Below are 26,192 nucleotides of genomic sequence, written 5' to 3'. Positions count from 1 at the left end.
GGCCTTTTTTGTTTTTCACCTGGCCGGTATGCCCCCTCTTCCGGCATCCGCGGTCCATGCCCCTTTCGGCGCACGGACGGTCTCGGGATGTCGTTTCTGCATGGGACAATCTTCCTTCATGACACCGGAACAGTACGTCCAACAAAAAGCCGCGGCGTCCGGCAGCAGCTTCTATTACGCATTCCTGTTCCTCCCGCCCGCCAGGCGGGCCGCCATCACCGCCTTCTATGCGTTCTGCCGTGAGGTGGATGACGTGGTGGACGAGGTGTCGGACGCCGGCGTCGCCCGGACCAAACTGGCCTGGTGGCAGGCCGAGGTCGCCCGCTCGTTCGCAGGCCAGCCTCCGACGCATCCCGTGATGCAGGCCTTGATGCCCCACACCGGCACCTACGGCATCGAAGAGCGCCACTTGCAGGCCGTGATCGAGGGCTGCCAGATGGACCTCGAGCAGACCCGTTACCTGGACTTCCAGGGCCTCTCGCGATATTGCCACCTGGTGGCCGGCATCGTCGGCGAGGTGGCGGCGCGCATCTTCGGCCCTTCCGACGAGCGCACCGTTGAATATGCCCATACGCTGGGCCTCGCTTTCCAGCTGACGAACATCATCCGGGACGTCGGGGAAGACGCGATGATGGGCCGCATCTACCTTCCCGTGGCAGAGTTGCAGCAGTTCGACGTCAAGGCCCACGAAATCCTGAAGCGGCAGTATTCCGACCGTTTCACGGCGCTGATGCGCTTCCAGGCCGACCGCGCCCATGGCCTCTATGACAAGGCCCTGTCCCTGCTCCCGGACGAACAGCGGCGGGCACAGAAACCCGGCTTGATGATGGCCAGCATCTACCGGACCCTGCTGCGGGAAATCGAGAGAGACCAGTTCCAGGTGCTGCACCAGCGGATCGCGCTCACGCCCCTGCGCAAGCTGTGGCTGGCGTGGAAGATGCAGGCGCTGGGCCGGATGTGATGGCGATGCGCCGTTCCTTCCGGGCACATCCGCTACTGGCTGCCTACCGTGGCAGCAGGGCGGCCCCCTGCCATCGCACTGTCGGCTGACGCCATGCAGGTGGCCATCATCGGTGCGGGCTGGGCGGGGCTGGCTGCGGCCATCGCTGCCGCGCAGGCAGGCCACGCCGTCTCCGTCTTCGAGGCGGCCCGCATGCTGGGAGGCCGGGCCCGCGCCCTGGCGCCTGCGGAAGGCGCGGACACACAGGCCTCTTGCCGCCTGGACAACGGCCAGCACATCCTGATCGGCGCCTACTCCGAATGCCTGCGGCTGATGCGGCTGGTGGGTATCGATCCCGAAGCCGCGCTGCTGCGCACCCCGCTCGCCCTCGTGTTCCCGGATGGCAACGGACTGCGCTTTCCCGATGCGGCGCCGCCCTGGGATGCGATCCGGGGCATCGCGGGCGCCCGCGGCTGGTCCCTGGCGGACCGCATGGCCCTGCTGCGCCGTGCAGTGCGCTGGCGGCTTTCCGGCTTTCGCTGCGCGCCACACGCCACCGTAGAGCAGCTCTGCCAGGGACTTCCAGAGCGGCTCCTGCGCGAATTCATCGATCCCCTGTGCGTTTCCGCGCTCAACACGCCGATCGGCGCCGCCAGCGGCACCGTGTTCCTGCGCGTGCTGCGCGACAGCCTGTTCAGTGGACGCGGTGGTTCCCACCTGCTGCTGCCGCGCCGGGACCTGAGCGCGCTGTGGCCCGAGGCCGCGGCTGCATGGCTGCGGAACCACGGGCATGCCGTGCATGCCGGCCGGCGCATCCCGTCCATCGAGACCGCCCACGACAGCGAGGGGCAGGCCTGGCGCGTGGATGGCATGCACTTCGACGCCGTCGTCATGGCCACCACGAGCACCGAGGCCGCCCGGCTGGTGGCAGCGGCCGCGGATACCGCCCCGCCCCGGCCCGCCGCAGCCATGCGGGCATGGGCGGCCACTGCATCGGCACTGCGCTTCACCGCCATCGCCACCGTGTACGCGAAGGCGCCCGGGCCTCTACCGACCGCGCTGACAGGAAGTGTCCCCATGCTGGCCCTGCACAGCGGCCCCGGGGCTCCGGCCCAGTTCGTGTTCGACCGCGGTGGCCTGGGCGGTGAGCCAGGGCTGCTCGCGTTCGTGGTCAGCGCCTTCGAAGGCGAGCGGGCGGTGCTCGAGCAGGCCGTCCTCCGGCAGGCGCGGGAGCAATTGGGCCTGGAGGGGCTGGCGGTGCTGCGAACGGTGATCGAGAAGCGCGCCACGTTCGCCTGCGTGCCTGCACTGGATCGCCCTCCGCAGGACATCATCGCCGGCCTGGTGGCCTGCGGCGACTATGTCGCGGGCCCTTATCCCGCCACCCTCGAAGGCGCCGTGCTGTCAGGCACAGCGGCCGGCCGCCGCCTCTGAGGGCGGTTCAGGATGGCGCAGAGGCGCCGGGCCGGGGAAGCACGTCGGCGAGCTTGAGCACGGCCATGCCGGTGTTGCCCCAGAAGCGCTCCAGGCTCTCTCCGCGCTCGATGAGCAGCCGCTGCACCAGCGGCTCCAGGAAAGTGGTGGCGGGTTCCGCCAGCAGCACATACCGCGGAGCCTCGTCGTCGGCCGCCCCATGGGCCGCCTCGTTGACCTGCACGATCCAGTCCAGCCCCGTCAGCGCTTCCAGCACGGGCTCGAGCTGCAGTACATCCACGCGCAGCGCCTGGGCCAGCCCGCCGGCATCCAGCCCGCGCTGTGGTGTGCTGCGGGCCGCATGCAACTGCTGCAGCACCTCGACCGCCAGATGGAAGCTCCACCCCTGCTCGGTGGCCGTTCGCTCAACCCCCGTCAGCAGGCTGGGCAGGTAGGCCGCCACCACCGCGCCGAGCAGCACGATCACCCACGCCACATAGATCCAGACCAGCAGGATGGGCAGGGTCGCGAAAGCGCCGTAGAGTACCGAATAGGTGGGCACGGACGCGATGTAGAGCCCCAGCACTTTCTTGGCCACCTCGATGCCCACCGACACGAACACCCCGCCGGACCAGGCATGCCGCCAGCGCACCTGCGTGTTGGGCACATAGCGGTACAGCGCCGCCGTGCCTCCGGCCAGCAGCAGGAATTCGATGGAGTCGAACAGCAGCCGGGCGCTGTCAGGCAGCGCACCTTCGAGGCCACGCGATGCGCTGGACGCGACCGACGTGGTCAGTGCCAGGCTCGCGGCGAGCACCAGCGGGCCGAGCGTGATGACGGCCCAGTAGATCAGCACCCGCTGTCCCAGCGGGCGCAGGCGGGGCACGCGCCAGATGTTGTTGAGTGTGCGGTCGATCGTGAGGATGAGCGCAAGGGCCGTGGCCAGCAGGATGGAGAAACCCGCCACCCCCAGTCCGCTCGCCTTGGCGGCGAACTGGGTCAGGTAACCGAGCACCTGCCGTGAAATGCTGTCCGGCACGAGGCTGTCCACCAGCCAGCGCTGCAACCCCGTCTGCAGCGTGCGGAAGATCGGGAAGGCCGTGAAGATGGCCAGCGCCACCGTGAAGAAAGGCACCAGGGCCAGCAGCGTGGTGAACGTCAGGCTGCTGGCCGTGAGGCCCAGGCGATCTTCCCGGAAGCGCTCGCGCAGTGTGTGCGCGGTCGTCCGCCAGGGAAAGCGCGACAGATCCGACAGCACGGCTTCGAAGCGCTGCGCGAGGTGGGCAAGGGACATGGCCGATATGATGCCATCCCGATGCCTGCATCCTCCGCGTCCATCCCCGCCCCATCGGTTCCCACCGTCGCATTCACCCGCTGGCTCGCCGTGGGCAGCCTGCTGGGCCTCATCGTGCTTTGCCTGGCCTGGGAGCTCTGGCTGGCTCCGCTGCGCCCTGGCGGCTCCTGGCTGGCGCTCAAAGCCCTGCCGCTCGCCCTGCCGCTGGCGGGCCTGCTCAAGCGCCGCATGTACACCTACCGCTGGGTCAGCCTGGTGGTGTGGCTGTACTTCACCGAAGGGGTGGTCCGCGCGTGGAGCGATGCTCCCCCGGGACGCTGGCTGGCGTGCGCGGAGATCGTGCTCTGCCTGGGCCTGTTCACGGCATGCGCCCTGCACGTGCGGCTCCGGCAGCGCCATGCAGGCGTCCGTACGGCGCGGCAGCGCCCTGCGACGCCTCCAGGCTGATCCCGGCCTGCTGCTGCTCCCTTCATTCCTGTTCCGTTTCGTTGCTGCGAGAAGACTTCCATGACCGCCTCCCTGATCGACACCCTGCGCCAGATCGTCGGCGCCCACCATGTCCTGGTCGATGGCGACCTCACGGCCTGGGAGCAGGACTGGCGCCGGCGCGCCCGTGGCAAGGCCCTGGCCGTGGTCCGCCCCGCCAGCACCGCCGAGGTGGCCGCCGTGGTGAAAGCCTGCGCCGCCCACGGCACCGCGCTGGTACCCCAGGGCGGCAATACCGGCCTGGCAGTGGGCTCCATTCCCGATGCATCGGGCAGGCAGGTGGTGCTGAGCCTCACGCGCATGAATGCGGTGCGCAGCGTCGATGCCGACAACCTCACCATGACGGTGGAGGCCGGCTGCATCCTGCAGAACCTGCAGGACACGGCCGAAAAGGCCGGCCTGCTCTTCCCGCTGAGCCTGGCGGCCGAAGGCAGTTGCACCATCGGAGGCAACCTCGCCACCAATGCCGGCGGAACGCAGGTGGTGCGCTACGGCAACACGCGCGACCTGTGCCTGGGGTTGGAAGTGGTCACGCCGCAGGGCGAGGTCTGGAGCGGGCTGAAGGGCCTGCGCAAAGACAACACAGGCTACGACCTGCGGGACCTGTTCATCGGCAGCGAGGGCACGCTGGGCATCATCACCGCCGCCACCATGAAGCTCTACCCGCGCCCGGCAGCCAGCCTCACGGCCTGGGCCGCGGTACCGTCCATGGCGCACGCGGTGCAGCTGCTCGCGCTGGCCCACGGCCACCTGGGTGCCTGCCTGACGGGCTTCGAGGTCATGGGCCGCTTCGCGCTCAGCCTCGTGAACAAACACATGCCGCAGTTGCGCGTGCCCTTCATCGACCAGGAGGAAGTGCCCTACGGCGTGCTGCTGGAAAACAGCGACAGTGAATCCGAGGAACATGCCCGCGCCCGCTTCGAGGCACTGCTGGAGACCGCCTTCGAGGCTGGCTGCGTGGTGGATGCCGTGGTGGCGGAGAATCTCGCCCAGGCGCACCAGCTGTGGCACATCCGCGAGAACATCCCGCTCGCACAGGCCGAGGAAGGGCTGAACATCAAGCACGACATCTCCGTGCCCATCTCGCGCATCCCTGCCTTCGTGGAGCATGCGGATGCACTGCTGCAGCGCGAGATCCCGGGCGTGCGCCTGGTCAATTTCGGCCACCTGGGCGACGGCAACCTGCACTACAACGTGCAGGCGCCGGCAGAGGGCGATGCCAAGGCCTTCCTGCGCGAACAGGAGGACCGCGTGAACCACCTCGTCTACGAGGCCGTGGCCGCGTTCGGCGGTTCGTTCTCCGCCGAGCACGGCGTGGGCGCCCTCAAGGTGGACAAGCTGCAGCAGTACCAGTCCCCCGTGGCGCTGGCGATGATGCGGGCCATCAAGGGGGCGCTCGACCCCCAGGGCCTGATGAACCCGCACTGCATGCTGCCAGTACGGGCAGACCAGGCAACCATCTGACGGCAGCGGCTCAGCGCCGCGCGTTCTCCATCATCGTGCGCACTTCGGCCGGCATCTGCACGCCGCGCCCATAGTCCTGCACGTCCCACTCCTCACCGTCCGTCTGCAGCCAGACGCGCATCGCATCGCGGGCGGGATCGAGCACCACCGCAGCGGACTCCGACCCACCCTGGTGCGGCCGGTTGCCGGTGATGTAGAGCAGATTTCCTTCCTTGCGCAGCGGGCCGCTGGTGCCCATGTTCTGCAGGAGCACGGGATAGTTCACAGGGCCCAGCAGGCCCTTCAGGCGTTCGGCCATGGGCCCGGTGCGCAGGAAATCCACACCGTCCGAGGGATAGCGCCCTACCAGTGCCTGCATGCCGGCCCAGCGGTCGGCCGCCGGAGGAGCGGCAGTAGCAGGAGCCGCCGCGGCGGGGGCGGGCGGTGGGGTGGTGGACGGCGGCGCCGGTGACAGAGGCACGTGGCTGGCGCAACCCGCCAGCGACAGCAGGGCAGCCAGCGACCATCTTGCAAGGGAAGGGAAGGAAAATCGCGATGATATATGGGGCATGTTGGCAAAGCCGGCCCGGCGGGCCTGGGGGAATGGTGCAACGCCAGAGCTTAGCGCCTTCACGGGCTCCAGGCCCGGCTCCGGCAGCCCGCCGGCCCACGCCCTAGAATCCACGGCTCCATAGTTGCGAAAGCGCCTGCGCCTGCTGCCCATGAATGCCCCCGCCCGCCCCGTGCGCTCCCAGTACGAAGACTTCATGCGCCACGTCTATACCCATGGCATTGCCAAGGGCGACCGCACTGGCACCGGCACCCGCAGCGTGTTCGGCCACCAGATGCGGTTCGACCTGAACGAGGGCTTTCCGCTGGTCACCACCAAGAAGGTCCATCTCAAGTCCATCATCACGGAACTGCTCTGGTTCCTCACCGGCTCCAGCAGCAACCACTGGCTGAAGGAGCGCGGCGTCACCATCTGGGACGAATGGGCCCGCGAGGATGGCGACCTGGGCCCGGTCTATGGCGTGCAGTGGCGCAGCTGGCCCACGCCGGACGGCGGCCATATCGACCAGATCAGCCAAGTGGTCGAAACGCTCAGGACCAACCCCGACTCGCGCCGCATCATCGTGAGCGCCTGGAACGTGGCCGACCTGGACAAGATGGCCCTCATGCCCTGCCACGCGTTCTTCCAGTTCTACGTGGCACCGCCGCAGGCCGCCGGAGAGCGGGGCCGGCTGAGCTGCCAGCTGTACCAGCGCAGCGCAGACATCTTCCTGGGCGTGCCCTTCAACATCGCCAGCTACGCGCTGCTGACCCACATGATGGCGCAGCAGTGCAACCTGGACGTGGGCGACTTCATCTGGACCGGCGGTGACTGCCACATCTACAGCAACCACTTCGAGCAGGTGGAACTGCAGCTCGCGCGCGCTCCCCACCCCTACCCCACGCTGCACATCCTGCGCCGCCCGGACAGCCTCTTCGACTACCGTTTCGAGGACTTCGAGGTGCGCGACTATGCGCACCACCCCGCCATCAAGGCGCCGGTCGCGGTCTGATCTCCCGTTTTTTCCAACGCTTCCAGCCCCGCCCTCATGTCCTCCCACGGCTTCCACGTCCATGGGCCGCACGACCACGCCGTCGAGCATGCCGCCCAGCACGCCCATCCCGATGCCGACCATGGCGCCATGACCAACCGCATCGCCATGGCGACGGCCATCATTGCCACGGTGGGCGCCATCTTCTCGTACATGGGCGGCGCCACGCAGGCCAATGCAGGCCTGATCAAGAACGATGCTGCCATCAAGAAGACCGAGGCAGCCAACCAGTGGGCCTACTACCAGTCCAAGAGCACCAAGCAGTCGGTCACCGAACTGGCACGCGACCTGGCGCCGGACAACCGCAAGCCCGAACTGCAGACCCGGCTGGATCGATACGAGCAGGAGAAAAACGACATCAAGCACAAGGCGGAGGCATTGGAAGCCCAGTCCATGGCGCTGGATGAGCAGAGCGAGCAGCAGATGCACCAGCACCACCGATGGGCCCAGGCCACCACGGTGCTGCAGGTGGCCATTGCGCTGGCCGCCATCGCCCTGCTCACGCGCCGCAAGTGGCTGCAGTGGGGCATGTACGGCGTCGCGGGCCTGGGCATAGCCATCGGCGCCCTCGCGGCCCTCCACCTTTGAATCGAGCCATGGCACTGCGACTCATCTACGCCCGGGCCGCAAATGGCGGTATAGGCCTGCACAACGCCATGCCCTGGCACCTGCCCGAAGACCTGGCGCATTTCAAGCAGCTCACGCTGGGTGCCACGGTGGTCATGGGGCGCAAGACCTGGGACTCCCTGCCGGCCCGCTTCCGCCCCCTGCCCGGCCGCACGAACATCGTGGTCACGCGCCAGGCCGGCTGGCACGCGGACGGAGCCCTGCCCGCCTCCAGTCTGGAGCAGGCGCTCGAACTGGCCCGGCCGCATGGCGATACGGTATGGGTGATGGGCGGTGCGCAGATCTACGCCCAGGCCCTTCCGATGGCGGACGGCGTGGAGGTCACCGAAATCCACCGGGATTTCGAAGCAGACGCCTTCGCGCCCGTGCTGGGCCCCGAATGGCAGGAAACCGCGCGCACCCCCGTGCAGACATCCGCGGGCAGTGCAGCCCTCCCCTTTTCCTTCGTCAGCTACCGGCGCCGCTGAAGCTGGACCTCACTCTCTTTGCCCATTCCCATGAAGCTGGCCACCTGGAACGTCAACTCCCTCTCCGTACGGCTGCCCCAGGTGCTGGCCTGGCTGGCCGACAACCCCGTGGATGCCATCGGCCTGCAGGAACTCAAGCTGGTGGACGAGAAATTCCCCCACGATGCTTTCGAGGCTGCCGGCTACCACGCGGTGACCTTCGGGCAGAAGACCTATAACGGCGTCGCCATCCTGAGCCGCGCACCCGTGCGCGACGTGGTGCGCAACATCCCCGGCCATGAAGACGCCCAGGCACGCGTGATCGCAGCGACGCTGGACACGCCCCAAGGCCCGCTCCGGTTCATCAACTGCTACTTCGTGAACGGCCAGGCCCCGGGCACGGAGAAGTTCGCATACAAGATGCTCTGGCTTGACGCGCTGCACCGATGGGTCAGGGAAGAACTGCTCGCCCACCCCCGGCTGGTGCTCGTGGGCGACTTCAACGTGGCGCCTGAAGACCGCGACTCCTTCGATCCAGTGGGCTTGAAAGACACCATCCACCACACCGTGGAAGAGCGCACCCACTTCCAGAGCCTCCTGCAACTGGGTCTCACCGATGCCTATCGCATGTTCGACCAGCCCGAGAAGAGCTTTTCGTGGTGGGACTACCGCATGCTGGGCTTCCAGAAAAACCGTGGCCTGCGCATCGACCACATCCTGGTGAGCGAAGCCCTGCGCGGCCAGGTCACCGCCTGCACGATCGACAGGCAGCCTCGGAAGAACCCGCAGCCCAGCGACCACGCACCCGTCGTTGCCACGCTCGGCTGACACGGCCCGCAGACACCGAGCGTGAAAACGCCTCAGCCCGCAGCAGGAATCCCGCTGCGGGCTGCCGCCTGTCGCGTGCCCGCAGGCAGGCGATGCGCATCAACAAAACTCAGGGCGCAGCCTTGTAACGGTCCCGCAGGTCGCGCACTTCGTCGTGGTTGCGCTGTGCACCCTCCGCCTGGCGTTCGACCAGGCTGCGCACGGAAGCGGGCAGCGAGGCCTTCAGCGCCTTGCGGTAGCGCGCAACGGCGGCGTCCTCACCCCGCTCGCATTCCTCCAGGACAGCCTTGTCGTCACGGGTGCTCAGGGCAGTCTTCACGGACACCCAGCCCCGGTGAAGCGCGCCGGACATGGAACCACCGCTCGACGGTTCGCCGCCATGGTTGCGGATCTCGCGCTCCAGCTCCGCAGCCGCTGAGGCGCACTCGCTGGCATGGCGCAGCAGGATGCCCTTGAGCTCCGGGGATTCGGCATGCTCGGCGGACGCGCGGAAACCGTACTCGCCATCGCGGCAGGATTCCAGCAGATCATCCAGCACGTCCACCACGTCGTCGTTGTCCACCAGCGCGGTATCACCCGTCGTGGATTGCGTCATGCCGCCCACGGCAGCACCTACGCCGGCTCCGCCCGCGGCGGCCCTGCCACTGCCGGCGCGCTCCCAGGCGGCGCGGGTGGCCGGACGGGCCTCGTCCCACTCCATGCCGCTGGTGCCCCGCGCCTGGCCCCAGTCACGCGCCAGATGGGGCTCCACCGTATCGAAGTCGCCTTCGTAGCGCCCAACGGAACTCCAGCCCAGTTCATAGGCAGGGCGGTACTCGTCGTACGTGCGACCGTTGCGGTAGTACGGCTCGCGCTGATAGCTTTCGCGCCAGTAGGCGTCTTCCACCGTGGGGTTCACGGACTCCGCAGCGGCCTTGCCTGCCAGGCCACCGACCACGGCGCCTGCGACGCCACCCACGGCCGCGCCGATCGGCCCGCCGAAGGAGCCCGCCGCCGCACCGGCCACCGCACCACCCGCGGCACCCACGCCGGTACCCACGGGATGGGCGCCAGGCTCATTGGTCAAAGGGTCGCGGTTTGCATCGTTGAAATCCGACATGAATTCGCTCCGGTTGGTTGAACAGTGCCTTCATTCTCGAAGGCGCCGCTTGCCCGGAGGGTCGGCGTGTGCGTGGCTGCGCTGTAGGATATACGCCAGCGCAACGGATGAGCAAACACCCGTGCAATCTCATCCTTTTGCTACAAAAATGAGAGCTTCGCTTTCATGGAGGAAACACCGTCGAATGTCAGCCCGCGGGGTCGTCGGAGGGGCCAAGCCCCAGTTCCTGGATCTTGCGGGTGATGGTGTTGCGGCCGATGCCCAGGCGCTGCGCGGCCTCCATGCGACGCCCATGGGTGGTGGACAACGCCGTGCGGATCAGGCGCGATTCGAACCGGCGCGTGAGCACGTCCCACACTTCCGGCTGCCCCGTGGCCAGCAGCTTCTGGGCTTCCGCCTCCAGCGCATGCTCCCACCCGGAGGGATCGCCCGCCGCGGCATGCGGCACCCGCGCCTGCACGACAGGGGCGGAGCCAGGCAGGGACACGCCCGCCCCCGTGGCGATTGAACCGCCCGCCAGGCCTGCGGGCCACCCGGCACTGCGGTCATCGCGCAGCGCCGTGCCTGACGGCATGCCGGGGCCGGACACATCGGCTATCCCCGCCGACTGCGCCGGTGCATCCGGACGCGCCGCCTCGGCCACCGGAAGCGACGCATCGGCAGACGCAGGACCGTCGAGCACCTCAGGAGGCAGGTCCTGCAGCGAAATGACCTGCGCTGGCGCCATCACGGTCAGCCAATGGCAGATGTTCTCCAGTTGCCGCACGTTGCCGGGGAACGAGAACTGCCCCAGCCGGGCCAGTGCGGCATCGGAAATGCGCTTCGGCTCCACGCCCAGCTGGCGCGCGCTCTGCTGCAGGAAGTGCCGCGTCAGCATCGGCACATCCTCGTGCCGCTCGCGCAATGCGGGCAACCGCAGCCGGATCACGTTGAGGCGGTGGAAAAGATCCTCGCGGAACACCCCGTCCTTGACGCGCATTTCCAGGTTCTGGTGCGTTGCGGCAATGACGCGGACATGCGCCTTGACTGCCGCATGCCCCCCCACCCGGTAGAACTGCCCGTCCGACAGCACCCGCAGCAGGCGCGTCTGCAGATCGAAAGGCATGTCACCGATTTCATCGAGGAACAGAGTCCCCCCTTCCGCCTGCTCGAACCGGCCGCGGCGCTGGGTCTGGGCACCGGTGAATGCGCCCCGCTCATGGCCGAACAGCTCGCTCTCCAGCAGGTCCTTGGGGATCGCTGCCGTGTTGATCGCAACGAAGGGCCCTTCGGCCACCGGCGAATGCTTGTGCAGCGCGCGGGCCACGAGCTCCTTGCCGGAGCCGGACTCACCGGTGATCAGCACCGTCACCTGGCTCTGGCTCAAGCGTCCGATCGCACGGAATACGTCCTGCATGGCGGGGGCCTGGCCCAGCATCTCGGGCGTGGCGGTCTGGCGCTCCTCCGTGACCTCCTCCCGCTGGCTTTCCTCCACCGCTCGCCGGATCAGCTCCACAGCCTTGGGCAGGTCGAACGGCTTGGGCAGGTACTCGAACGCGCCACGCTGGAATGCAGACACGGCGCTGTCGAGATCGGAATACGCGGTCATGATGATGACCGGCAGGCCAGGTTGCTGCTGCCGCACCTGTTCCAGCAACTGCAGGCCCGAGCCCCCCGGCATGCGGATGTCGCTGACCAGCACCTGCGGTCCCTGCCGTGCCGGGTCTCCAGCCGTTACGTCGGCCAGCGCATCGAGAACCTCGCGTGGGTGGGTGAAGCTGCGCGTCGGCAGGTTCTCTCGGGCCAGCGCCTTTTCCAGGACGAAGCGGATCGAGGGGTCGTCATCTACTATCCAGATCGGCTTCATGTGTGAGTTCTACCTTGTCTCGAAGTGAATGTCTCCGGACCTCAGGGCAAGGGAATGAGGATGCGGAAATCGGTGCGACCCGGAACGCTGTCGCATTCGATCAAGCCGTGGTGGCGCTGCACGAAAGTCTGTGCAAGCGTCAGCCCCAGCCCCGACCCTCCATCGCGCCCCGTCACCAGCGGATAGAAGATCCGCTCCTTGATCGCTTCGGGTACGCCCGGTCCGTTGTCGATGACATGCAATTCCAGTGCCAAGCGATACCGCTGTCGCCCGAAAGTCACCTGGCGGGCGACGCGCGTGCGCAGCGTGATCACGGCATCTCCGGTGGCTATGCGCTCCGTCAGGACCTGTGCCGCGTTCTGGACGATGTTCAACACCGCCTGGATGAGCTGTGCCCGGTCACCCCGGAATTCCGGGATCGAGGTGTCATAGTCGCGCTGCACGCGCAGGCCGTGGGGATACTCCACCAGGACCAGAGAGCGCACGCGCTCGCACACCTCATGGATATTCACGTCGCCCACGAGGTGCGGATGCCGGTGCGGCGCCAGCAGCCGGTCCACCAGGCTCTGCAGGCGGTCGGCCTCATGGATGATGACCTGGGTGTATTCGGTGAGCTCCGGATTGTCGAGTTCCATCTCGAGCAACTGGGCCGCGCCACGGATGCCCCCGAGCGGATTCTTGATCTCGTGCGCCAGGTTGCGGATCAGTTCCTTGTTGGCCAGAGCCTGCTCCCGAAGGCGTTCCTCCCGGTCCTGCCGCGCCTGGGCCTCCAGCGGCCACATCTCCACCAGGATCTCACCCGTCTGCTCTGCCACCGCCACGTTCACGTGGACGGGTATCTGCTCCTGAAGAGGCCCGCGCCGCAGCCCTGCCTCGAAACGCAATGCTGCGAAATCCTGCCCGCGGGCGCCGGCCAGGGCCGTCTGCAACAACGCCGGATCCGTGAAGAAGGAACAGAAGTCGGCGCTTTCCAGCGTGCGACGCGACAAGCCCAGCATGTTTTCCAGCGATGCGTTCGCGAACATCACGGAGCCGTCCTGATGCAGCACGGCCACCAGCGTGGACACGAGATCCAGGGCGACGTAGCGCGCGGCCGGGCGCGCAGAAGAGCTCGACACCACGCTCAGCGGCCTGCTGGCGCGGGCAGGCGTGCCAGCTCGCGCTTGATGCCGGCCACGTCGCTCTCCGCACGGGACACGGCAGCCTTGAGCTCGGCAGTCCGCTCGATATAGACCTGCGGGTTGCGCAGCTCCAGCGCCGTGCGCTGGGGTTCGCCGTTGTTGTACTCGCGGGACACATCCGCCAGCCGGGCCTCGGCCTTGCGCAGTTCCGCCTCCAGGATGGCCCGTGCGTCGGAATCGCGGGCGCGTTGGTCATTGGCATCCACGCGCGGGGCGTTGGAAGGCGATGCGGCGGCATTGCCGCCTGCCGGTGCTGAGGAATGCGCAGCACCACCGCCCCCTGAAGGCCGGGATCCCTGCACCACGGTCACATTGCCGCCCTCCACGAGCTTGCAGCCCTTTTCCCGGGCCTGGCTCACATTGTTGGTGTATTCGTTGCCGCAGCGGTAGATGCGGTCCTGCGACCAGGCGGCCGGTGCCAGGGCCGCCAGGGCCATGAGCGCAGAGACAATTTTTTTCATTCAAGTCCTCGCGATGCGTGCGAGCGGCACGCGGAAGCTGACCGGAAGTATCCCCCAATCATCCCCGTGCCGCCATGCATGGCCCTGCGGCGCAGGGTCTTGGGCAGCCCTGACACGCGATCGACACGGCCATGAAAAAAGGCGGCCGAAGCCGCCTTGCGTTCCTGGATCGGGGTCCCCGGCAACGCCGGAGACCGCACGATCACAGCGAATAGTACATGTCGTATTCCACGGGGTGCGGAGCCATGCGGAAACGCGTGACTTCCTGCATCTTCAGCTCGATGTAGGCGTCCAGCATCGAGTCCGTGAACACGCCCCCCTTGGTCAGGAAGGCACGGTCCTTGTCGAGATACTCCAGAGCCTGGTCGAGGCTGTGGCACACGGTCGGCACCAGCTTGTCCTCTTCCGGCGGCAGGTGGTAGAGGTCCTTCGTGGCGGCTTCGCCCGGATGGATCTTGTTTTCCACGCCGTCCAGGCCGGCCATCATCAGTGCCGAGAAGCACAGGTACGGGTTGGCCGAAGGATCGGGGAAGCGCGCTTCGATGCGGCGGCCCTTCGGGTTGGCCACGTAGGGGATGCGGATCGATGCCGAACGGTTGCGTGCGGAGTACGCCAGCTTCACCGGAGCCTCGAAGCCGGGCACCAGGCGCTTGTAGCTGTTGGTGCCGGGGTTCGTGATCGCGTTCAGCGCACGTGCGTGCTTGATCACGCCGCCGATGTAGTACAGCGCGAAATCGGACAGGCCGGCGTAGCCGTCGCCTGCGAACAGGTTCTTGCCATCCTTCCAGATGGACTGGTGCACGTGCATGCCGGAGCCGTTGTCGCCGGCATAGGGCTTGGGCATGAAGGTCGCCGTCTTGCCATAGGCATTGGCAACGTTCCACACCACATATTTGAGCACCTGGGTCCAGTCGGCGCGCTCGACCAGCGTGCTGAACTTGGTACCGATCTCGTTCTGGCCGGCGCCGGCCACTTCATGGTGGAACACCTCGACCGGAATGCCCAGGGATTCGAGGATCAGGGACATCTCGGCGCGCATGTCCTGCGTGCTGTCCACCGGAGGCACGGGGAAGTAGCCGCCCTTGACCGTGGGGCGGTGGCCGCGGTTGCCGCCTTCCAGCTTCGCGCCGGAGTTCCAGGGCGCTTCGTACTCTTCGATCTCGAACATGACCTTGCCGGGCTCGTTGCTCCAGCGCACACCATCGAAGATGAAGAATTCGGGTTCCGGACCGAAGAAGGCCGTGTCGCCCAGGCCGGAGGCCTTCAGGTAGGCTTCGGCGCGCTTGGCGATGGAGCGCGGATCGCGGTCATAGGCCTTGCCGTCGCCCGGCTCGATGACGTCGCACTGCAGGAACAGCGTGGTTTCCTCGAAGAACGGATCGATGTTGGCGGTGTTGGGGTCGGGCATGAGCTGCATGTCCGAAGCCTCGATGCCTTTCCAGCCCGCCACCGAAGAACCGTCGAAAGCGTGGCCCGACGAGAACTTGTCTTCATCGAAATGGGACACCGGCACGGTGACGTGCTGCTCCTTGCCGCGGGTGTCGGTGAAGCGGAAGTCAACAAACTTGACTTCGTTCTCCTTCACCATCTTCATCACGTCTGCAACGGTCTTTGCCATCAGGATCTCCAGGATTTAGCGTTTGTTGAAAAAAACACGGCCTACAAAAAGCAGATAACGTGCCAGCATGCACTAACGCGGAGCATGCACGTCTTCCGCAACAGCCCGCCGCCCGGCATGCACCAGAAACGGGCTTCACTCTCTCCAGGGCCTTGCGTCAGGTGCTGCGCACCAATTCAGGGCCAATGTTTGCACCAAAATCGTGCAGTCCCTGGAGCAAATCACTCCACGCCGGCGGAACCAGGGCCGAGTCGCCCTTGACCCCCAGTTCGATGTGCCGGCCATGGACCGGATGGTCCACGCTGGGAAGGCTGAACACCTTCACGCCGGCATGGCCCGTCTCAACTTTCTCCATCAGCGGCGTGAGCGCGGCCTCCATGGCTCCGTACACGACCACCGACCGTTCGGTCTGCGGCCGGCGGTTGAACCACTGCCGGCAGTGCTCGTCGAGCACCCACTCCATCATGGGCCAGGCCATCACCGGAAAACCCGGAAGGAAATGCACCGTACCACCCCCCTGACCATCGCACGAGAAGCCAGGAATCTTGTTGTAAGGGTTGGGGACGATCCGGGCGCCTCGGGGGAACACGCCCATGTTCAGCCGATGCACGTTGTCTGCACGGTCTGGCTCGTAAGGCACGCCCTGCTCCTGGGCGACATCCCGCATCCTCTCACGGATCAGCTCTGCAGCCTCGGGGTGCAGTTCCAGCTCCGTGCCGAGCGCGCTCGCGGCACACTGGCGGGTGTGGTCATCGGGCGTGGCACCGATGCCGCCGCAGGAGAAGACGACATCGCCGGACCCGAACGCCCTTCGCAGCGTGGCGGTTATGCGCGCGGGGTCGTCTCCGACATAGTCCGCATAGGCCAGCGGAATGCCGCGAGCCCCCAGCAATTCGATGGCTTTCGCCAGATGCTTGTCGGCACGCTTTCCGGAAAGGATCTCGTCGCCGACGATGATGAGACCGAACGATGGAACCATGGTCATGGCTGTTGCCCAGGAGGGGAAGTCGGAGAAACGACAGGTAGCGGCGAGCTGCCCGGCACACCCGGTGCAGCGGCTGCCACCCGGCCACTGGCGCCAGAGGTCCGCAATTGGTCCAGCGCGGCCAGGCAGTAGTGCGCGAACCACAGGGAAGAAAAGGCGAAAACCAGTGTGTAGATCCAGACGGCCACGGGGATCAGCACCACGAAAGCGGCAGCGAACACGACACTCGAGGCCCAGACGATACCGGGAGCGGCGCCCAGGTAGCCCGTGACCACGCCGATGCCGAGCAATTGCATCCGGTACTGCCGCATGATCAGCTCGCGCTCCGCCTTGTCGGCATGTTCTCCGAGTGCATCGAAAGCCATCACACGGTAGGTCAGCCACCCCCAGATCAGCGGCGGAAGCACCAGCACCAACGGCGGAATGAACCACAGCGGAATGGAAAGGGTCAGCGCCACCAGCGCTGCCACGGTCGAGCCCAGCGACCAGGCCGCGCTGGCCAGAAAAGAAGCGCTGCCCCGGCGTTCGAGCGACGGAAACCGGCGCTGCGCTACCAGGGACACCAGCGCGGGCGCCATCAGTATCGCCACCGCGAGCACCGACAGCACGACGATGGCGGGGGTGACCAAAACCACCAGCAGCACGGGCGCCAGCAACGCCGGCCCCTCCACCCCGAAAGCCTGCAGCCACCCCCAGAGGAACGACAGCCAACCGGAACCCGCAAGCAGGGCATTGATGGAAGCCACGGCGCCGTCCCACCACAGGTACCAGAACAACCCGGTCAGCAGGGCGATCACCAGCAGCGGCAGCAACGAGAGGGCGACCACCCTGGGAAGCAGGCAGTACCCCACGGCGCGCCAGAACGAATCGATGAGCAGCCTCATGGTTGCAAGCATAGCGCCGAAGGATGAAACCCCTTCAGTCCTTGCCGGCCAGCCTCATCAATCCACGCCACTGCTGCCGCCAGAAGCCTCTGCCATAGTCGCGCACGCGGCCTTCCGAGTCTGCCTCGACCTGGTCACGGATACCGGTGGGGTCGTACCGGAGTTCGAAGTTGGCGGTCCGGAACAGCATGTCCCACCAGGGCAGAAGCACACCGAAATTGTGCCCTCCCAGTACCGGCGTCCGTTCCCCTTTTCTGGCGGGCCCCTCATGGCCCAGGCCGATGGAATGGTGCAGGCGATGGAAGCGTGGACTCACCCACAGGCGTTCGCCCCACCGCCCGAACCACACCCGCAGATTGGCATGGTGGAAGTTCTCGCTCAACTGGGTCACCGCCACGATGGCGACGAACTGTCCTGGCGGCACCCCGATCAACTGCGCCACGATCACGACGATGGCATCCGTCAGCACGTCGTCCAGCAGGTGGTTGCGGTTGTCGCTCCACATGGTCATCTGCCTCTGCGAGTGGTGCAGCGCATGCAGCTTCCACCACCATTCGAAATGGTGCTGCCCCCGATGGATCCAGTAATTCAGGAAGTCGAAAACCACGAGGTAGATCAGCAGGCTGACCCAGGGCACATCGGTGACGCCAGGCCACACCTCATCCAGGTGGAAGGTGCTGAAGCCCTCGACCCGCAGGGTGCCGAACAGCGAATCCCACAGCGGATCCACGCTGAAAAACAGCGCGAGCCGGAAAAGCCCCAGCCGGTGGATCAGCGTGTAGAGCACATCGGTGCGGATGGACGCACGGTCGGTCACGGGCTCCACGGGCCTCCACCGCTGCAAAGGCGCTATGAGGCACAGCATGACGCCCAGTTGCAGGATGCCCACCAGCAACCAGCCGGTGGCCGCGTAGCCGTCCTCCAGCAGGTTCGCCATTCCAAGCGAAAACATCGCCGGCTGCACGATGGTCTCGAACAGCCATTGCTGCGCCATATCGAATACTTGACTGAGCCCGTCCATAGCCCTCGCTCCGATCCGCCCTGATCGCCCAGGTTCCCGTCACCGCACGGGATGAGCGGCAATCCAGCCTTGGTACTCCGGATGGTCACGGAGCGTGCGGAAGCAGAAACCGCGGGACTTGAGTCCCTCGATCAGAGGCTCGAGCACTGCGGGAGCCCACGGATCCTTGCGAGACCAGATGCCCAGGTGGGCCAGCAGGATGTCGCCCGGCCGGATGTGTTCCAGCGCCTGCTGGAGCAGCGCCGCGTTGCTGTAGCGCTCGCTTGGGAGCTCATCGCCCAGGAAGCCCGCGGGAGACCATCCCACATGGGCATAGCCACAGCGCTTCGCTGCTTGCAGCAGACGAGCGGATGTCTTGCCACCGGGAGCCCGGAACAACGGCAAAGGCGCCTGGCCCGTGATTTCCTTCAGGCGGGCTTCCGACAGGGCGATCTCCTCGCAGTACTGCTGTGCCGTGACAGTGAACTCCCTGCCCGTCTGCGGCCCGGCCGATGGGCGCACCCTGAAGCTCGGGGATTGCGCCGACCCGGCATCCGCACGCCAATAGACATGGTCGTAGGTATGGGATGCAAATGCATGGCCCTCGGCCGCGCGCGCCTTCCACCAGCCCGCCCAGAAATTGCCCAGGCTGCCATCGCCTTCCTGGGTCTTTTCATTGGCGGCAAAAAAAGTCACGAGCACATGCTGGCGCTTCAACACATCGGCGATGAGGGGCGCAACGCCCATGTGGCCCGTGTCCAGCGTCAGATAGACCGGCTTGTCACATGCCGCTCGCGCCGCACCGGCAGGCAGCACCAGGGACGCGGCCAACGTACAGATGAAGCCTGCGCGCAGCACTTGGGCTCCTCGCGGCCTCCAGGCCTTACCGGGGCGCATGCTGCAGCGTCCACACACCGTGCGGGGACTTGCCTACATTGATGCGCTGCACCACCTTGCGCTCCACAGTGTCGATGACCAGCATCTTCTTCGCCCAACGGGCGCTGACGTAGATCCACCGTCCATCCGGGGAGACATCCATGCAGTCCGGCCCGCCGGGAGCGGGGTACACATCCACCACCTTCTGGGTGTTCATGTCGATCTTGCTGATGGTGTTGGCCACGCGATTGCTGACGAAGATATGGCGCTTGTCGCCGGCCCCGCGGAACGCATGCGCTCCGCTGCCGGTCTTGATGCGCTGGACCAGCTTGGGCTCGGCACCCGAGACATCGAACACCTCGACGCCATCACCGCCGGTGAGCCCCACGAAGAGGAACTTGTCATCCGCGGATCCATAGATGTCCGCTGGCATGGGCCCCGTCTTGGTGCGCCAGCGGATCTTCTGCGTGGCGATATCGATGGCCACCAGTTCATCACTGTCCTGCATGGTCGAGTACACCATGCGGCTGCCACTGTCCACCCAGAGATGGCTCGGCGTGCGCCCCGTGGCCACACGCTGGACCAGGGTCAGGTCCTTGCCGTCCCAGCGATAGAAATCCACATGGTTCAGGCGGTTCGCCGCAGTGATCAGCCACTTCATGTCCGGCGTGAAGCGGAGGTGGTACGGATCGACGATGTTCCTTACCGTTCGCTGGACCTGTGCCGTGCGCGGATCGATGAAGGTCAGGCTGTCGGCCAGCGCATTCGCCACGACGAGCGATTTCTCGTCGGGCGTGAGATACATGTGGTGCGGCTCCTTGCCCGTGGGAATCCTCCGCACTTCCTGCCACGTGGCGGGGTCGATGATGCTGACATCGGCGTCGAGAGAGTTCAGCACGAACACCGGAGGGGGTGTGGTCGAGGCCACCGCGGCACCGGTCCAGAGGAGGCCGGAACAAACAATCGAGAAAAGCCACCGAGGGCACTTGCGCATATTCATATCCAACCCGTTACCATCGCCACTGTCTTCACCGCACGCCCAGGTACCACGCCCGGAGTTCAACCTTCAAAAATCCTGCGGACATCATCGTCACCGAGCCATCGCCAATCGCCGGCCTGCAGATCGTCGGGCAGATGCAAGCCACCGATGCGGATGCGGTGCAGCTGCTCCACACGGTTACCCACGGCAGCCACCATCCGCTTGATCTGGTGGTACTTGCCCTCCGTGACCGTGAGGTCGAAGACCGAACCCTCCTGCAGTACACAGTCCGCAGCGATCACTGGCTTCGGATCATCGTTCAAGACGACGCCTTTCAGCAGCTGATCCTTCTGCTGTTGAGAAAGATCATACTTGGCGTGCACTCTGTAAGTCTTTTGTATTTGTTTCTTCGGAGAGCTCACGCGGTGGATGAAACTGCCGTCATCGCTCAGCAACAACAGTCCCGTCGTATCCTGGTCCAGCCTGCCGATGGTCTGCACTCCGAGGATCTTTCCCGGCCCCGGCCGCTGCCGCAAAGGATCGGGCAACAAGGTATAGACGCTCGGATAGGTGGACGGCTTCTGCGAGCACTCCACGGCCGCTGGCTTGTTCATCATGACGTAGGCGCGCTCGTGCCATTGCCACACCTTGCCCTGGACATGGAACGTCAGCCCCTCAGGATCGATGTCCAGACTGGCATCCGTGCAAACCCACGCATCACCCGTATCGTTCTTCTTGCGCAGTTGCACATGTCCGTGCTGAATCAGGCCTGCGCACACCCTTCTGGTGCCAAACCCTTGGGAATACAGAATTTCTTGCAACTGCAATCTGGATCTCCAAAAAGCAAAACGCCCTCAGACCGATGAGGATCTGAGGGCGGCTTGGGCTGTAGGAGCCTGACGATGACCTACTTTCACACGGGAACCCGCACTATCATCGGCGCAAAGTCGTTTCACTGTCCTGTTCGGGATGGGAAGGAGTGGGACCAACTTGCTATGGTCATCAGGCATAAAGGGTTGCTGTCGAGCCTTTGTGGGGCTGGACGGCGAATTCATAGAGCAAATCAGCTTGTGTGTTTGATTGCGTCACTTGGCATAACAACCTTGACGGTGTTGTCAAAGTTATAGGGTCAAGCCGCACGAGCAATTAGTACTGGTTAGCTTAAGCGCTTGCACGCCTTCCACACCCAGCCTATCAACGTCCTGGTCTTGAACGACTCTTCAGGGGGCTCAAGGCCCCGGCAGATCTCATCTTGAAACGAGTTTCCCGCTTAGATGCTTTCAGCGGTTATCTCTTCCACACTTAGCTACTCGGCAATGCCACTGGCGTGACAACCGATACACCAGAGGTGTGTCCACTCCGGTCCTCTCGTACTAGGAGCAGGCTTCCTCAAATCTGCAGCGCCCACGGAAGATAGGGACCAAACTGTCTCACGACGTTTTAAACCCAGCTCACGTACCTCTTTAAATGGCGAACAGCCATACCCTTGGGACCGGCTACAGCCCCAGGATGAGATGAGCCGACATCGAGGTGCCAAACACCGCCGTCGATATGAACTCTTGGGCGGTATCAGCCTGTTATCCCCAGAGTACCTTTTATCCGTTGAGCGATGGCCCTTCCATACAGAACCACCGGATCACTATGTCCTGCTTTCGCATCTGCTCGACTTGTCAGTCTCGCAGTTAAGCACGCTTATGCCATTGCACTATTAGCACGATGTCCGACCGTACCTAGCGTACCTTCGAACTCCTCCGTTACGCTTTGGGAGGAGACCGCCCCAGTCAAACTGCCTACCATGCACCGTCCCCGATCCCGATAAGGGACCTAGGTTAGAACCTCAAACGCACCAGGGTGGTATTTCAACGTTGGCTCCATGAGAACTAGCGTCCTCACTTCAAAGCCTCCCACCTATCCTACACAGATCCGTTCAAAGTCCAATACAAAGCTACAGTAAAGGTTCATGGGGTCTTTCCGTCTTTCCGCGGGGAGATTGCATCATCACAAACATTTCAACTTCGCTGAGTCTCAGGAGGAGACAGTGTGGCCATCGTTACGCCATTCGTGCAGGTCGGAACTTACCCGACAAGGAATTTCGCTACCTTAGGACCGTTATAGTTACGGCCGCCGTTTACTGGGACTTCAATCAAGAGCTTGCACCCCATCATTTAATCTTCCAGCACCGGGCAGGCGTCACACCCTATACGTCCACTTTCGTGTTTGCAGAGTGCTGTGTTTTTATTAAACAGTCGCAGCCACCGATTTTTTGCAACCGCTTTGGGCTCCCTTTGTACAAGTTCACCTACTTGCGGCATACCTTCTCCCGAAGTTACGGTATCAATTTGCCGAGTTCCTTCTCCTGAGTTCTCTCAAGCGCCTTAGAATACTCATCTCGCGCACCAGTGTCGGTTTGCGGTACGGTCGTGTGTAGCTGAAGCTTAGTGGCTTTTCCTGGAAGCAGGGTATCACTCACTTCGTCTGCAAGCAGACTCGTTATCACCCCTCATCTAAGCCCGGCGGATTTGCCTACCAGGCACGACTACAGGCTTGAACCAACATATCCAACAGTTGGCTGAGCTAACCTTCTCCGTCCCCACATCGCACTACACATCGGTACAGGAATATTGACCTGTTTCCCATCAACTACGCATCTCTGCCTCGCCTTAGGGGCCGACTCACTCTACGCCGATGAACGTTGCGTAGAAAACCTTGCGCTTACGGCGAGGGGGCTTTTCACCCCCTTTAACGCTACTCATGTCAGCATTCGCACTTCTGATACCTCCAGCATCCGTTACCAGACACCTTCACAGGCTTACAGAACGCTCTCCTACCACGCACAGTAAACTGTGCATCCGCAGCTTCGGTAACTGGCTTAGCCCCGTTACATCTTCCGCGCAGGACGACTCGATCAGTGAGCTATTACGCTTTCTTTAAATGATGGCTGCTTCTAAGCCAACATCCTGACTGTTTTAGCCTTCCCACTTCGTTTCCCACTTAGCCAATTTTAGGGACCTTAGCTGGCGGTCTGGGTTGTTTCCCTCTTGAGTCCGGACGTTAGCACCCGGTGCTCTGTCTCCCAAGCTCTACTCTTCGGTATTCGGAGTTTGCCTTGGTTTGGTAAGTCGCCATGACCCCCTAGCCAAAACAGTGCTCTACCCCCGAAGGTAATACTTGAGGCACTACCTAAATAGTTTTCGGAGAGAACCAGCTATTTCCAAGTTTGTTTAGCCTTTCACCCCTATCCACAGCTCATCCGCTAGTTTTGCAACACTAGTCGGTTCGGACCTCCAGTACCTGTTACGGCACCTTCATCCTGGCCATGGATAGATCACTTGGTTTCGGGTCTACACCCAGCGACTGGACGCCCTATTCGGACTCGATTTCTCTACGGCTTCCCTATTCGGTTAACCTTGCCACTGAATGTAAGTCGCTGACCCATTATACAAAAGGTACGCAGTCACCCTTGCGGGCTCCTACTTTTTGTAAGCATGCGGTTTCAGGATCTATTTCACTCCCCTCCCGGGGTTCTTTTCGCCTTTCCCTCACGGTACTTGTTCACTATCGGTCGATGATGAGTATTTAGCCTTGGAGGATGGTCCCCCCATATTCAGACAGGGTTTCTCGTGCCCCGCCCTACTTTTCTCTAGCTCAGTACCACACGTCTGTTTTCACATACAGGGCTATCACCTACTATGGCCGGACTTTCCATTCCGTTTTGTTAACAGTCGTGCTATCACTAGAAGGCTCCTCCGATTTCGCTCGCCACTACTTTCGGAATCTCGGTTGATGTCTTTTCCTCGAGCTACTGAGATGTTTCAGTTCACCCGGTTCGCCTCGCATGACTATGTATTCATCATGCGATACCTCTTGCGAGGTGGGTTTCCCCATTCAGAAATCTCCGGATCAAAGCTTATTTGCCAGCTCCCCGAAGCTTATCGCAGGCTATCACGTCTTTCGTCGCCTATCATCGCCAAGGCATCCACCACATGCTCTTAGTCACTTGACCCTATAACTTTGACATCTCTTGCGAGACATCTCCGCTTTCTTTCAAGGACTTGCGAGGTCTTTCACCTCGCGCGTTATGCCGTAATGTGAATTCTTCTTCGGTATTGCTACCTAGAGAACAATTCGTCATTACTGAACTTCAATCAGCTTTCGCTCAATTGAATATTCGTTTTGACGCAATCAAATTTTTGTTGCCGACGGCACGGTGCAGTTTCCTGCTTTCCGCCGGCAACGCTGATTCGACTCTATGAATTTTTAAAGAACAGCCGATTGACCCGGTCTATACCGGACCAACAACAAAGAGGCCTCTTGCGAAGCCGCTTTGGTGTTAGTTTCTTTGCCCTACCGCAGGACATATTGGTTGGTGGAGGATGACGGGATCGAACCGACGACCCCCTGCTTGCAAAGCAGGTGCTCTCCCAGCTGAGCTAATCCCCCACTGATCCTCGCATCTTATGTTCGGAAGATTTGGTGGGTCTAGTTGGGCTCGAACCAACGACCCCCGCCTTATCAAGACGGTGCTCTAACCAGCTGAGCTACAGACCCATGTCGGTTAGCACCGACTTCTTCCAACAACCGATAAGTGTGGGCGTTCAATATTGAATGCTGTTTTCCAGAAAGGAGGTGATCCAGCCGCACCTTCCGATACGGCTACCTTGTTACGACTTCACCCCAGTCACGAACCCTGCCGTGGTAAGCGCCCCCCTTACGGTTAGGCTACCTACTTCTGGCAGAACCCGCTCCCATGGTGTGACGGGCGGTGTGTACAAGACCCGGGAACGTATTCACCGCGACATTCTGATCCGCGATTACTAGCGATTCCGACTTCACGCAGTCGAGTTGCAGACTGCGATCCGGACTACGACTGGCTTTATGGGATTAGCTCCCCCTCGCGGGTTGGCAACCCTCTGTACCAGCCATTGTATGACGTGTGTAGCCCCACCTATAAGGGCCATGAGGACTTGACGTCATCCCCACCTTCCTCCGGTTTGTCACCGGCAGTCCCATTAGAGTGCCCTTTCGTAGCAACTAATGGCAAGGGTTGCGCTCGTTGCGGGACTTAACCCAACATCTCACGACACGAGCTGACGACAGCCATGCAGCACCTGTGTTACGGTTCTCTTTCGAGCACTCCTCTATCTCTAAAGGATTCCGTACATGTCAAAGGTGGGTAAGGTTTTTCGCGTTGCATCGAATTAAACCACATCATCCACCGCTTGTGCGGGTCCCCGTCAATTCCTTTGAGTTTCAACCTTGCGGCCGTACTCCCCAGGCGGTCAACTTCACGCGTTAGCTTCGTTACTGAGTCAGTGAAGACCCAACAACCAGTTGACATCGTTTAGGGCGTGGACTACCAGGGTATCTAATCCTGTTTGCTCCCCACGCTTTCGTGCATGAGCGTCAGTACAGGCCCAGGGGATTGCCTTCGCCATCGGTGTTCCTCCGCATATCTACGCATTTCACTGCTACACGCGGAATTCCATCCCCCTCTGCCGTACTCCAGCGATGCAGTCACAAATGCAGTTCCCAGGTTGAGCCCGGGGATTTCACATCTGTCTTACATCACCGCCTGCGCACGCTTTACGCCCAGTAATTCCGATTAACGCTTGCACCCTACGTATTACCGCGGCTGCTGGCACGTAGTTAGCCGGTGCTTATTCTTACGGTACCGTCATGACCTCCCTTTATTAGAAGAAGGCTTTTCGTTCCGTACAAAAGCAGTTTACAACCCGAAGGCCTTCATCCTGCACGCGGCATGGCTGGATCAGGCTTGCGCCCATTGTCCAAAATTCCCCACTGCTGCCTCCCGTAGGAGTCTGGGCCGTGTCTCAGTCCCAGTGTGGCTGGTCGTCCTCTCAGACCAGCTACAGATCGTAGGCTTGGTAAGCCTTTACCCCACCAACTACCTAATCTGCCATCGGCCGCTCCGTTCGCGCAAGGCCTTGCGGTCCCCTGCTTTCATCCATAGATCTTATGCGGTATTAGCAAAGCTTTCGCCTCGTTATCCCCCACGATCGGGCACGTTCCGATGTATTACTCACCCGTTCGCCACTCGTCAGCATCCGAAGACCTGTTACCGTTCGACTTGCATGTGTAAGGCATGCCGCCAGCGTTCAATCTGAGCCAGGATCAAACTCTACAGTTCGATCTTGAAATTTAAAGTCTTTCGACTTCACTCATAA

The 26,192-nt window shown here is 63.3% G+C and carries 21 protein-coding genes, 2 tRNA genes and 3 rRNA genes; 8 read left to right on the top strand and 18 right to left on the bottom strand.

What is annotated here, in order from left to right; genetic code table 11:
• Nucleotides 1-118: 118 nt before the first annotated feature.
• A complete protein-coding gene (gene hpnD, locus ACAV_RS07345; protein ID WP_013593941.1) occupies nucleotides 119-961 on the top strand; it encodes a presqualene diphosphate synthase HpnD in 843 nt (280 codons plus the stop codon).
• Between the two features lie 93 nt (nucleotides 962-1,054).
• Entirely contained in the window at nucleotides 1,055-2,374 is a 1,320-nt protein-coding gene (hpnE, locus tag ACAV_RS07340) for a hydroxysqualene dehydroxylase HpnE (protein ID WP_013593940.1), read from the top strand.
• A 7-nt stretch (nucleotides 2,375-2,381) separates the two neighbouring features.
• On the opposite strand, the gene ACAV_RS07335 is transcribed toward hpnE, so the two are convergent.
• Nucleotides 2,382-3,647 (bottom strand): YihY family inner membrane protein, encoded by a 1,266-nt coding sequence (locus ACAV_RS07335; RefSeq protein ID WP_013593939.1) that lies wholly within the window; start codon nucleotides 3,645-3,647, stop codon nucleotides 2,382-2,384.
• A gap of 21 nt (nucleotides 3,648-3,668) precedes the next feature.
• Here ACAV_RS07335 and ACAV_RS07330 point away from each other — a divergent pair, with 21 nt between their 5' ends.
• Together ACAV_RS07330 and ACAV_RS07325 are read left to right on the top strand one after the other, a co-directional pair.
• The gene (locus ACAV_RS07330; protein WP_013593938.1) at nucleotides 3,669-4,094 is read left to right on the top strand and encodes a DUF2069 domain-containing protein; all 426 of its coding nucleotides are present in this window, start codon (nucleotides 3,669-3,671) and stop codon (nucleotides 4,092-4,094) included.
• A gap of 60 nt (nucleotides 4,095-4,154) precedes the next feature.
• Entirely contained in the window at nucleotides 4,155-5,597 is a 1,443-nt protein-coding gene (locus ACAV_RS07325; RefSeq protein WP_013593937.1) for an FAD-binding oxidoreductase, read from the top strand.
• 10 nt (nucleotides 5,598-5,607) lie between these two features.
• On the opposite strand, the gene ACAV_RS25045 is transcribed toward ACAV_RS07325, so the two are convergent.
• On the bottom strand, nucleotides 5,608-5,955 hold the full coding sequence (locus ACAV_RS25045) for an Ivy family c-type lysozyme inhibitor (protein WP_225981554.1): 348 nt from the start codon (nucleotides 5,953-5,955) through the stop codon (nucleotides 5,608-5,610).
• Nucleotides 5,956-6,298: 343 nt separating this feature from the next.
• Between ACAV_RS25045 and ACAV_RS07315 the strand changes: the two genes are divergently transcribed.
• The 4 genes from ACAV_RS07315 to xth are packed head-to-tail and all read left to right on the top strand — an operon-like array spanning nucleotide 6,299 to nucleotide 9,078.
• Nucleotides 6,299-7,138 carry a thymidylate synthase gene (locus tag ACAV_RS07315; RefSeq protein ID WP_013593935.1) on the top strand — a complete coding sequence of 280 codons (840 nt, stop codon included), beginning with the start codon at nucleotides 6,299-6,301 and terminating at the stop codon, nucleotides 7,136-7,138.
• 36 nt (nucleotides 7,139-7,174) lie between these two features.
• On the top strand, nucleotides 7,175-7,765 hold the full coding sequence (locus tag ACAV_RS07310) for a DUF4337 domain-containing protein (RefSeq protein ID WP_013593934.1): 591 nt from the start codon (nucleotides 7,175-7,177) through the stop codon (nucleotides 7,763-7,765).
• Between the two features lie 8 nt (nucleotides 7,766-7,773).
• Nucleotides 7,774-8,271, top strand: coding sequence for a dihydrofolate reductase (locus tag ACAV_RS07305; RefSeq protein WP_013593933.1), 498 nt, complete (start codon nucleotides 7,774-7,776; stop codon nucleotides 8,269-8,271).
• 30 nt (nucleotides 8,272-8,301) lie between these two features.
• Nucleotides 8,302-9,078: an exodeoxyribonuclease III gene (gene xth, locus ACAV_RS07300; RefSeq protein WP_013593932.1), complete on the top strand. Its 777-nt coding sequence runs from the start codon at nucleotides 8,302-8,304 to the stop codon at nucleotides 9,076-9,078.
• 109 nt (nucleotides 9,079-9,187) lie between these two features.
• Here xth and ACAV_RS07295 read toward each other — a convergent pair whose 3' ends face one another.
• The 16 genes from ACAV_RS07295 to ACAV_RS07220 all read right to left on the bottom strand — a co-directional run bounded on the left by ACAV_RS07295 (nucleotide 9,188) and on the right by ACAV_RS07220 (nucleotide 26,155).
• Entirely contained in the window at nucleotides 9,188-10,177 is a 990-nt protein-coding gene (locus ACAV_RS07295) for a ferritin-like domain-containing protein (protein WP_013593931.1), read from the bottom strand.
• 187 nt (nucleotides 10,178-10,364) lie between these two features.
• Nucleotides 10,365-12,023, bottom strand: coding sequence for a nitrogen regulation protein NR(I) (gene ntrC, locus ACAV_RS07290; RefSeq protein ID WP_013593930.1), 1,659 nt, complete (start codon nucleotides 12,021-12,023; stop codon nucleotides 10,365-10,367).
• Between the two features lie 41 nt (nucleotides 12,024-12,064).
• Nucleotides 12,065-13,090: a nitrogen regulation protein NR(II) gene (gene glnL / locus ACAV_RS07285; protein ID WP_041829039.1), complete on the bottom strand. Its 1,026-nt coding sequence runs from the start codon at nucleotides 13,088-13,090 to the stop codon at nucleotides 12,065-12,067.
• Between the two features lie 56 nt (nucleotides 13,091-13,146).
• Nucleotides 13,147-13,665, bottom strand: a complete 519-nt coding sequence (locus ACAV_RS07280) for a hypothetical protein (protein ID WP_013593928.1) — start codon at nucleotides 13,663-13,665, stop codon at nucleotides 13,147-13,149.
• A 202-nt stretch (nucleotides 13,666-13,867) separates the two neighbouring features.
• Nucleotides 13,868-15,283 carry a type I glutamate--ammonia ligase gene (gene glnA, locus ACAV_RS07275; protein WP_013593927.1) on the bottom strand — a complete coding sequence of 472 codons (1,416 nt, stop codon included), beginning with the start codon at nucleotides 15,281-15,283 and terminating at the stop codon, nucleotides 13,868-13,870.
• A gap of 157 nt (nucleotides 15,284-15,440) precedes the next feature.
• Nucleotides 15,441-16,262, bottom strand: a complete 822-nt coding sequence (locus ACAV_RS07270; RefSeq protein WP_041829037.1) for a competence/damage-inducible protein A — start codon at nucleotides 16,260-16,262, stop codon at nucleotides 15,441-15,443.
• Nucleotides 16,263-16,264: 2 nt separating this feature from the next.
• Nucleotides 16,265-17,152, bottom strand: a complete 888-nt coding sequence (locus ACAV_RS07265; protein WP_013593925.1) for an EI24 domain-containing protein — start codon at nucleotides 17,150-17,152, stop codon at nucleotides 16,265-16,267.
• Between the two features lie 34 nt (nucleotides 17,153-17,186).
• Complete coding sequence (locus tag ACAV_RS07260; RefSeq protein WP_013593924.1) at nucleotides 17,187-18,173, bottom strand: sterol desaturase family protein; 987 nt, start codon at nucleotides 18,171-18,173, stop codon at nucleotides 17,187-17,189.
• A 39-nt stretch (nucleotides 18,174-18,212) separates the two neighbouring features.
• Complete coding sequence (locus ACAV_RS07255) at nucleotides 18,213-19,049, bottom strand: polysaccharide deacetylase family protein (protein ID WP_041828633.1); 837 nt, start codon at nucleotides 19,047-19,049, stop codon at nucleotides 18,213-18,215.
• A complete protein-coding gene (locus ACAV_RS07250) occupies nucleotides 19,036-20,022 on the bottom strand; it encodes a YncE family protein (RefSeq protein ID WP_013593922.1) in 987 nt (328 codons plus the stop codon). The genes ACAV_RS07255 and ACAV_RS07250 overlap by 14 nt, the downstream gene beginning before the upstream one ends.
• Before the next feature lie 65 nt (nucleotides 20,023-20,087).
• A complete protein-coding gene (locus tag ACAV_RS07245; protein ID WP_013593921.1) occupies nucleotides 20,088-20,834 on the bottom strand; it encodes a pseudouridine synthase in 747 nt (248 codons plus the stop codon).
• 67 nt (nucleotides 20,835-20,901) lie between these two features.
• Nucleotides 20,902-21,014, bottom strand: a 5S ribosomal RNA gene (rrf, locus tag ACAV_RS07240).
• A 118-nt stretch (nucleotides 21,015-21,132) separates the two neighbouring features.
• Nucleotides 21,133-24,010: ribosomal RNA gene (locus ACAV_RS07235) — 23S ribosomal RNA — on the bottom strand.
• Nucleotides 24,011-24,371: 361 nt separating this feature from the next.
• Nucleotides 24,372-24,447, bottom strand: a tRNA-Ala gene (locus ACAV_RS07230).
• A 31-nt stretch (nucleotides 24,448-24,478) separates the two neighbouring features.
• A tRNA-Ile gene (locus ACAV_RS07225) sits at nucleotides 24,479-24,555 on the bottom strand.
• A gap of 71 nt (nucleotides 24,556-24,626) precedes the next feature.
• A 16S ribosomal RNA gene (locus ACAV_RS07220) occupies nucleotides 24,627-26,155 on the bottom strand.
• Together the 16S, 23S and 5S rRNA genes with 2 tRNA genes alongside form the textbook arrangement of a ribosomal RNA operon.
• Nucleotides 26,156-26,192 lie beyond the last annotated feature (37 nt).

Source organism: Paracidovorax avenae ATCC 19860 (genome assembly GCF_000176855.2).
GTDB classification, from domain to species: domain Bacteria; phylum Pseudomonadota; class Gammaproteobacteria; order Burkholderiales; family Burkholderiaceae_C; genus Paracidovorax; species Paracidovorax avenae.
The sequence above is the reverse complement of the archived record's forward strand: the minus strand, read 5'-3'. Positions and strand labels throughout refer to the sequence as shown.

Excerpts from the sequence above, each read along its gene's own strand:
- xth (WP_013593932.1), top strand. The coding sequence starts at position 8,302 with ATGAAGCTGGCCACCTGGAACGTCAACTCCCTCTCCGTACGGCTGCCC.
- ACAV_RS07255 (WP_041828633.1), bottom strand. The coding sequence starts at position 19,049 with ATGCGCCCCGGTAAGGCCTGGAGGCCGCGAGGAGCCCAAGTGCTGCGC.
- ntrC (WP_013593930.1), bottom strand. The coding sequence starts at position 12,023 with ATGAAGCCGATCTGGATAGTAGATGACGACCCCTCGATCCGCTTCGTC.
- ACAV_RS07305 (WP_013593933.1), top strand. The coding sequence starts at position 7,774 with ATGGCACTGCGACTCATCTACGCCCGGGCCGCAAATGGCGGTATAGGC.
- ACAV_RS07325 (WP_013593937.1), top strand. The coding sequence starts at position 4,155 with ATGACCGCCTCCCTGATCGACACCCTGCGCCAGATCGTCGGCGCCCAC.
- hpnD (WP_013593941.1), top strand. The coding sequence starts at position 119 with ATGACACCGGAACAGTACGTCCAACAAAAAGCCGCGGCGTCCGGCAGC.
- ACAV_RS07335 (WP_013593939.1), bottom strand. The coding sequence starts at position 3,647 with ATGTCCCTTGCCCACCTCGCGCAGCGCTTCGAAGCCGTGCTGTCGGAT.
- ACAV_RS07310 (WP_013593934.1), top strand. The coding sequence starts at position 7,175 with ATGTCCTCCCACGGCTTCCACGTCCATGGGCCGCACGACCACGCCGTC.
- ACAV_RS07270 (WP_041829037.1), bottom strand. The coding sequence starts at position 16,262 with ATGGTTCCATCGTTCGGTCTCATCATCGTCGGCGACGAGATCCTTTCC.
- glnA (WP_013593927.1), bottom strand. The coding sequence starts at position 15,283 with ATGGCAAAGACCGTTGCAGACGTGATGAAGATGGTGAAGGAGAACGAA.
- ACAV_RS07250 (WP_013593922.1), bottom strand. The coding sequence starts at position 20,022 with ATGCGCAAGTGCCCTCGGTGGCTTTTCTCGATTGTTTGTTCCGGCCTC.
- ACAV_RS07265 (WP_013593925.1), bottom strand. The coding sequence starts at position 17,152 with ATGAGGCTGCTCATCGATTCGTTCTGGCGCGCCGTGGGGTACTGCCTG.
- ACAV_RS07280 (WP_013593928.1), bottom strand. The coding sequence starts at position 13,665 with ATGAAAAAAATTGTCTCTGCGCTCATGGCCCTGGCGGCCCTGGCACCG.
- hpnE (WP_013593940.1), top strand. The coding sequence starts at position 1,055 with ATGCAGGTGGCCATCATCGGTGCGGGCTGGGCGGGGCTGGCTGCGGCC.
- ACAV_RS07260 (WP_013593924.1), bottom strand. The coding sequence starts at position 18,173 with ATGGACGGGCTCAGTCAAGTATTCGATATGGCGCAGCAATGGCTGTTC.
- ACAV_RS25045 (WP_225981554.1), bottom strand. The coding sequence starts at position 5,955 with ATGCAGGCACTGGTAGGGCGCTATCCCTCGGACGGTGTGGATTTCCTG.
- ACAV_RS07315 (WP_013593935.1), top strand. The coding sequence starts at position 6,299 with ATGAATGCCCCCGCCCGCCCCGTGCGCTCCCAGTACGAAGACTTCATG.
- ACAV_RS07330 (WP_013593938.1), top strand. The coding sequence starts at position 3,669 with ATGCCTGCATCCTCCGCGTCCATCCCCGCCCCATCGGTTCCCACCGTC.
- ACAV_RS07295 (WP_013593931.1), bottom strand. The coding sequence starts at position 10,177 with ATGTCGGATTTCAACGATGCAAACCGCGACCCTTTGACCAATGAGCCT.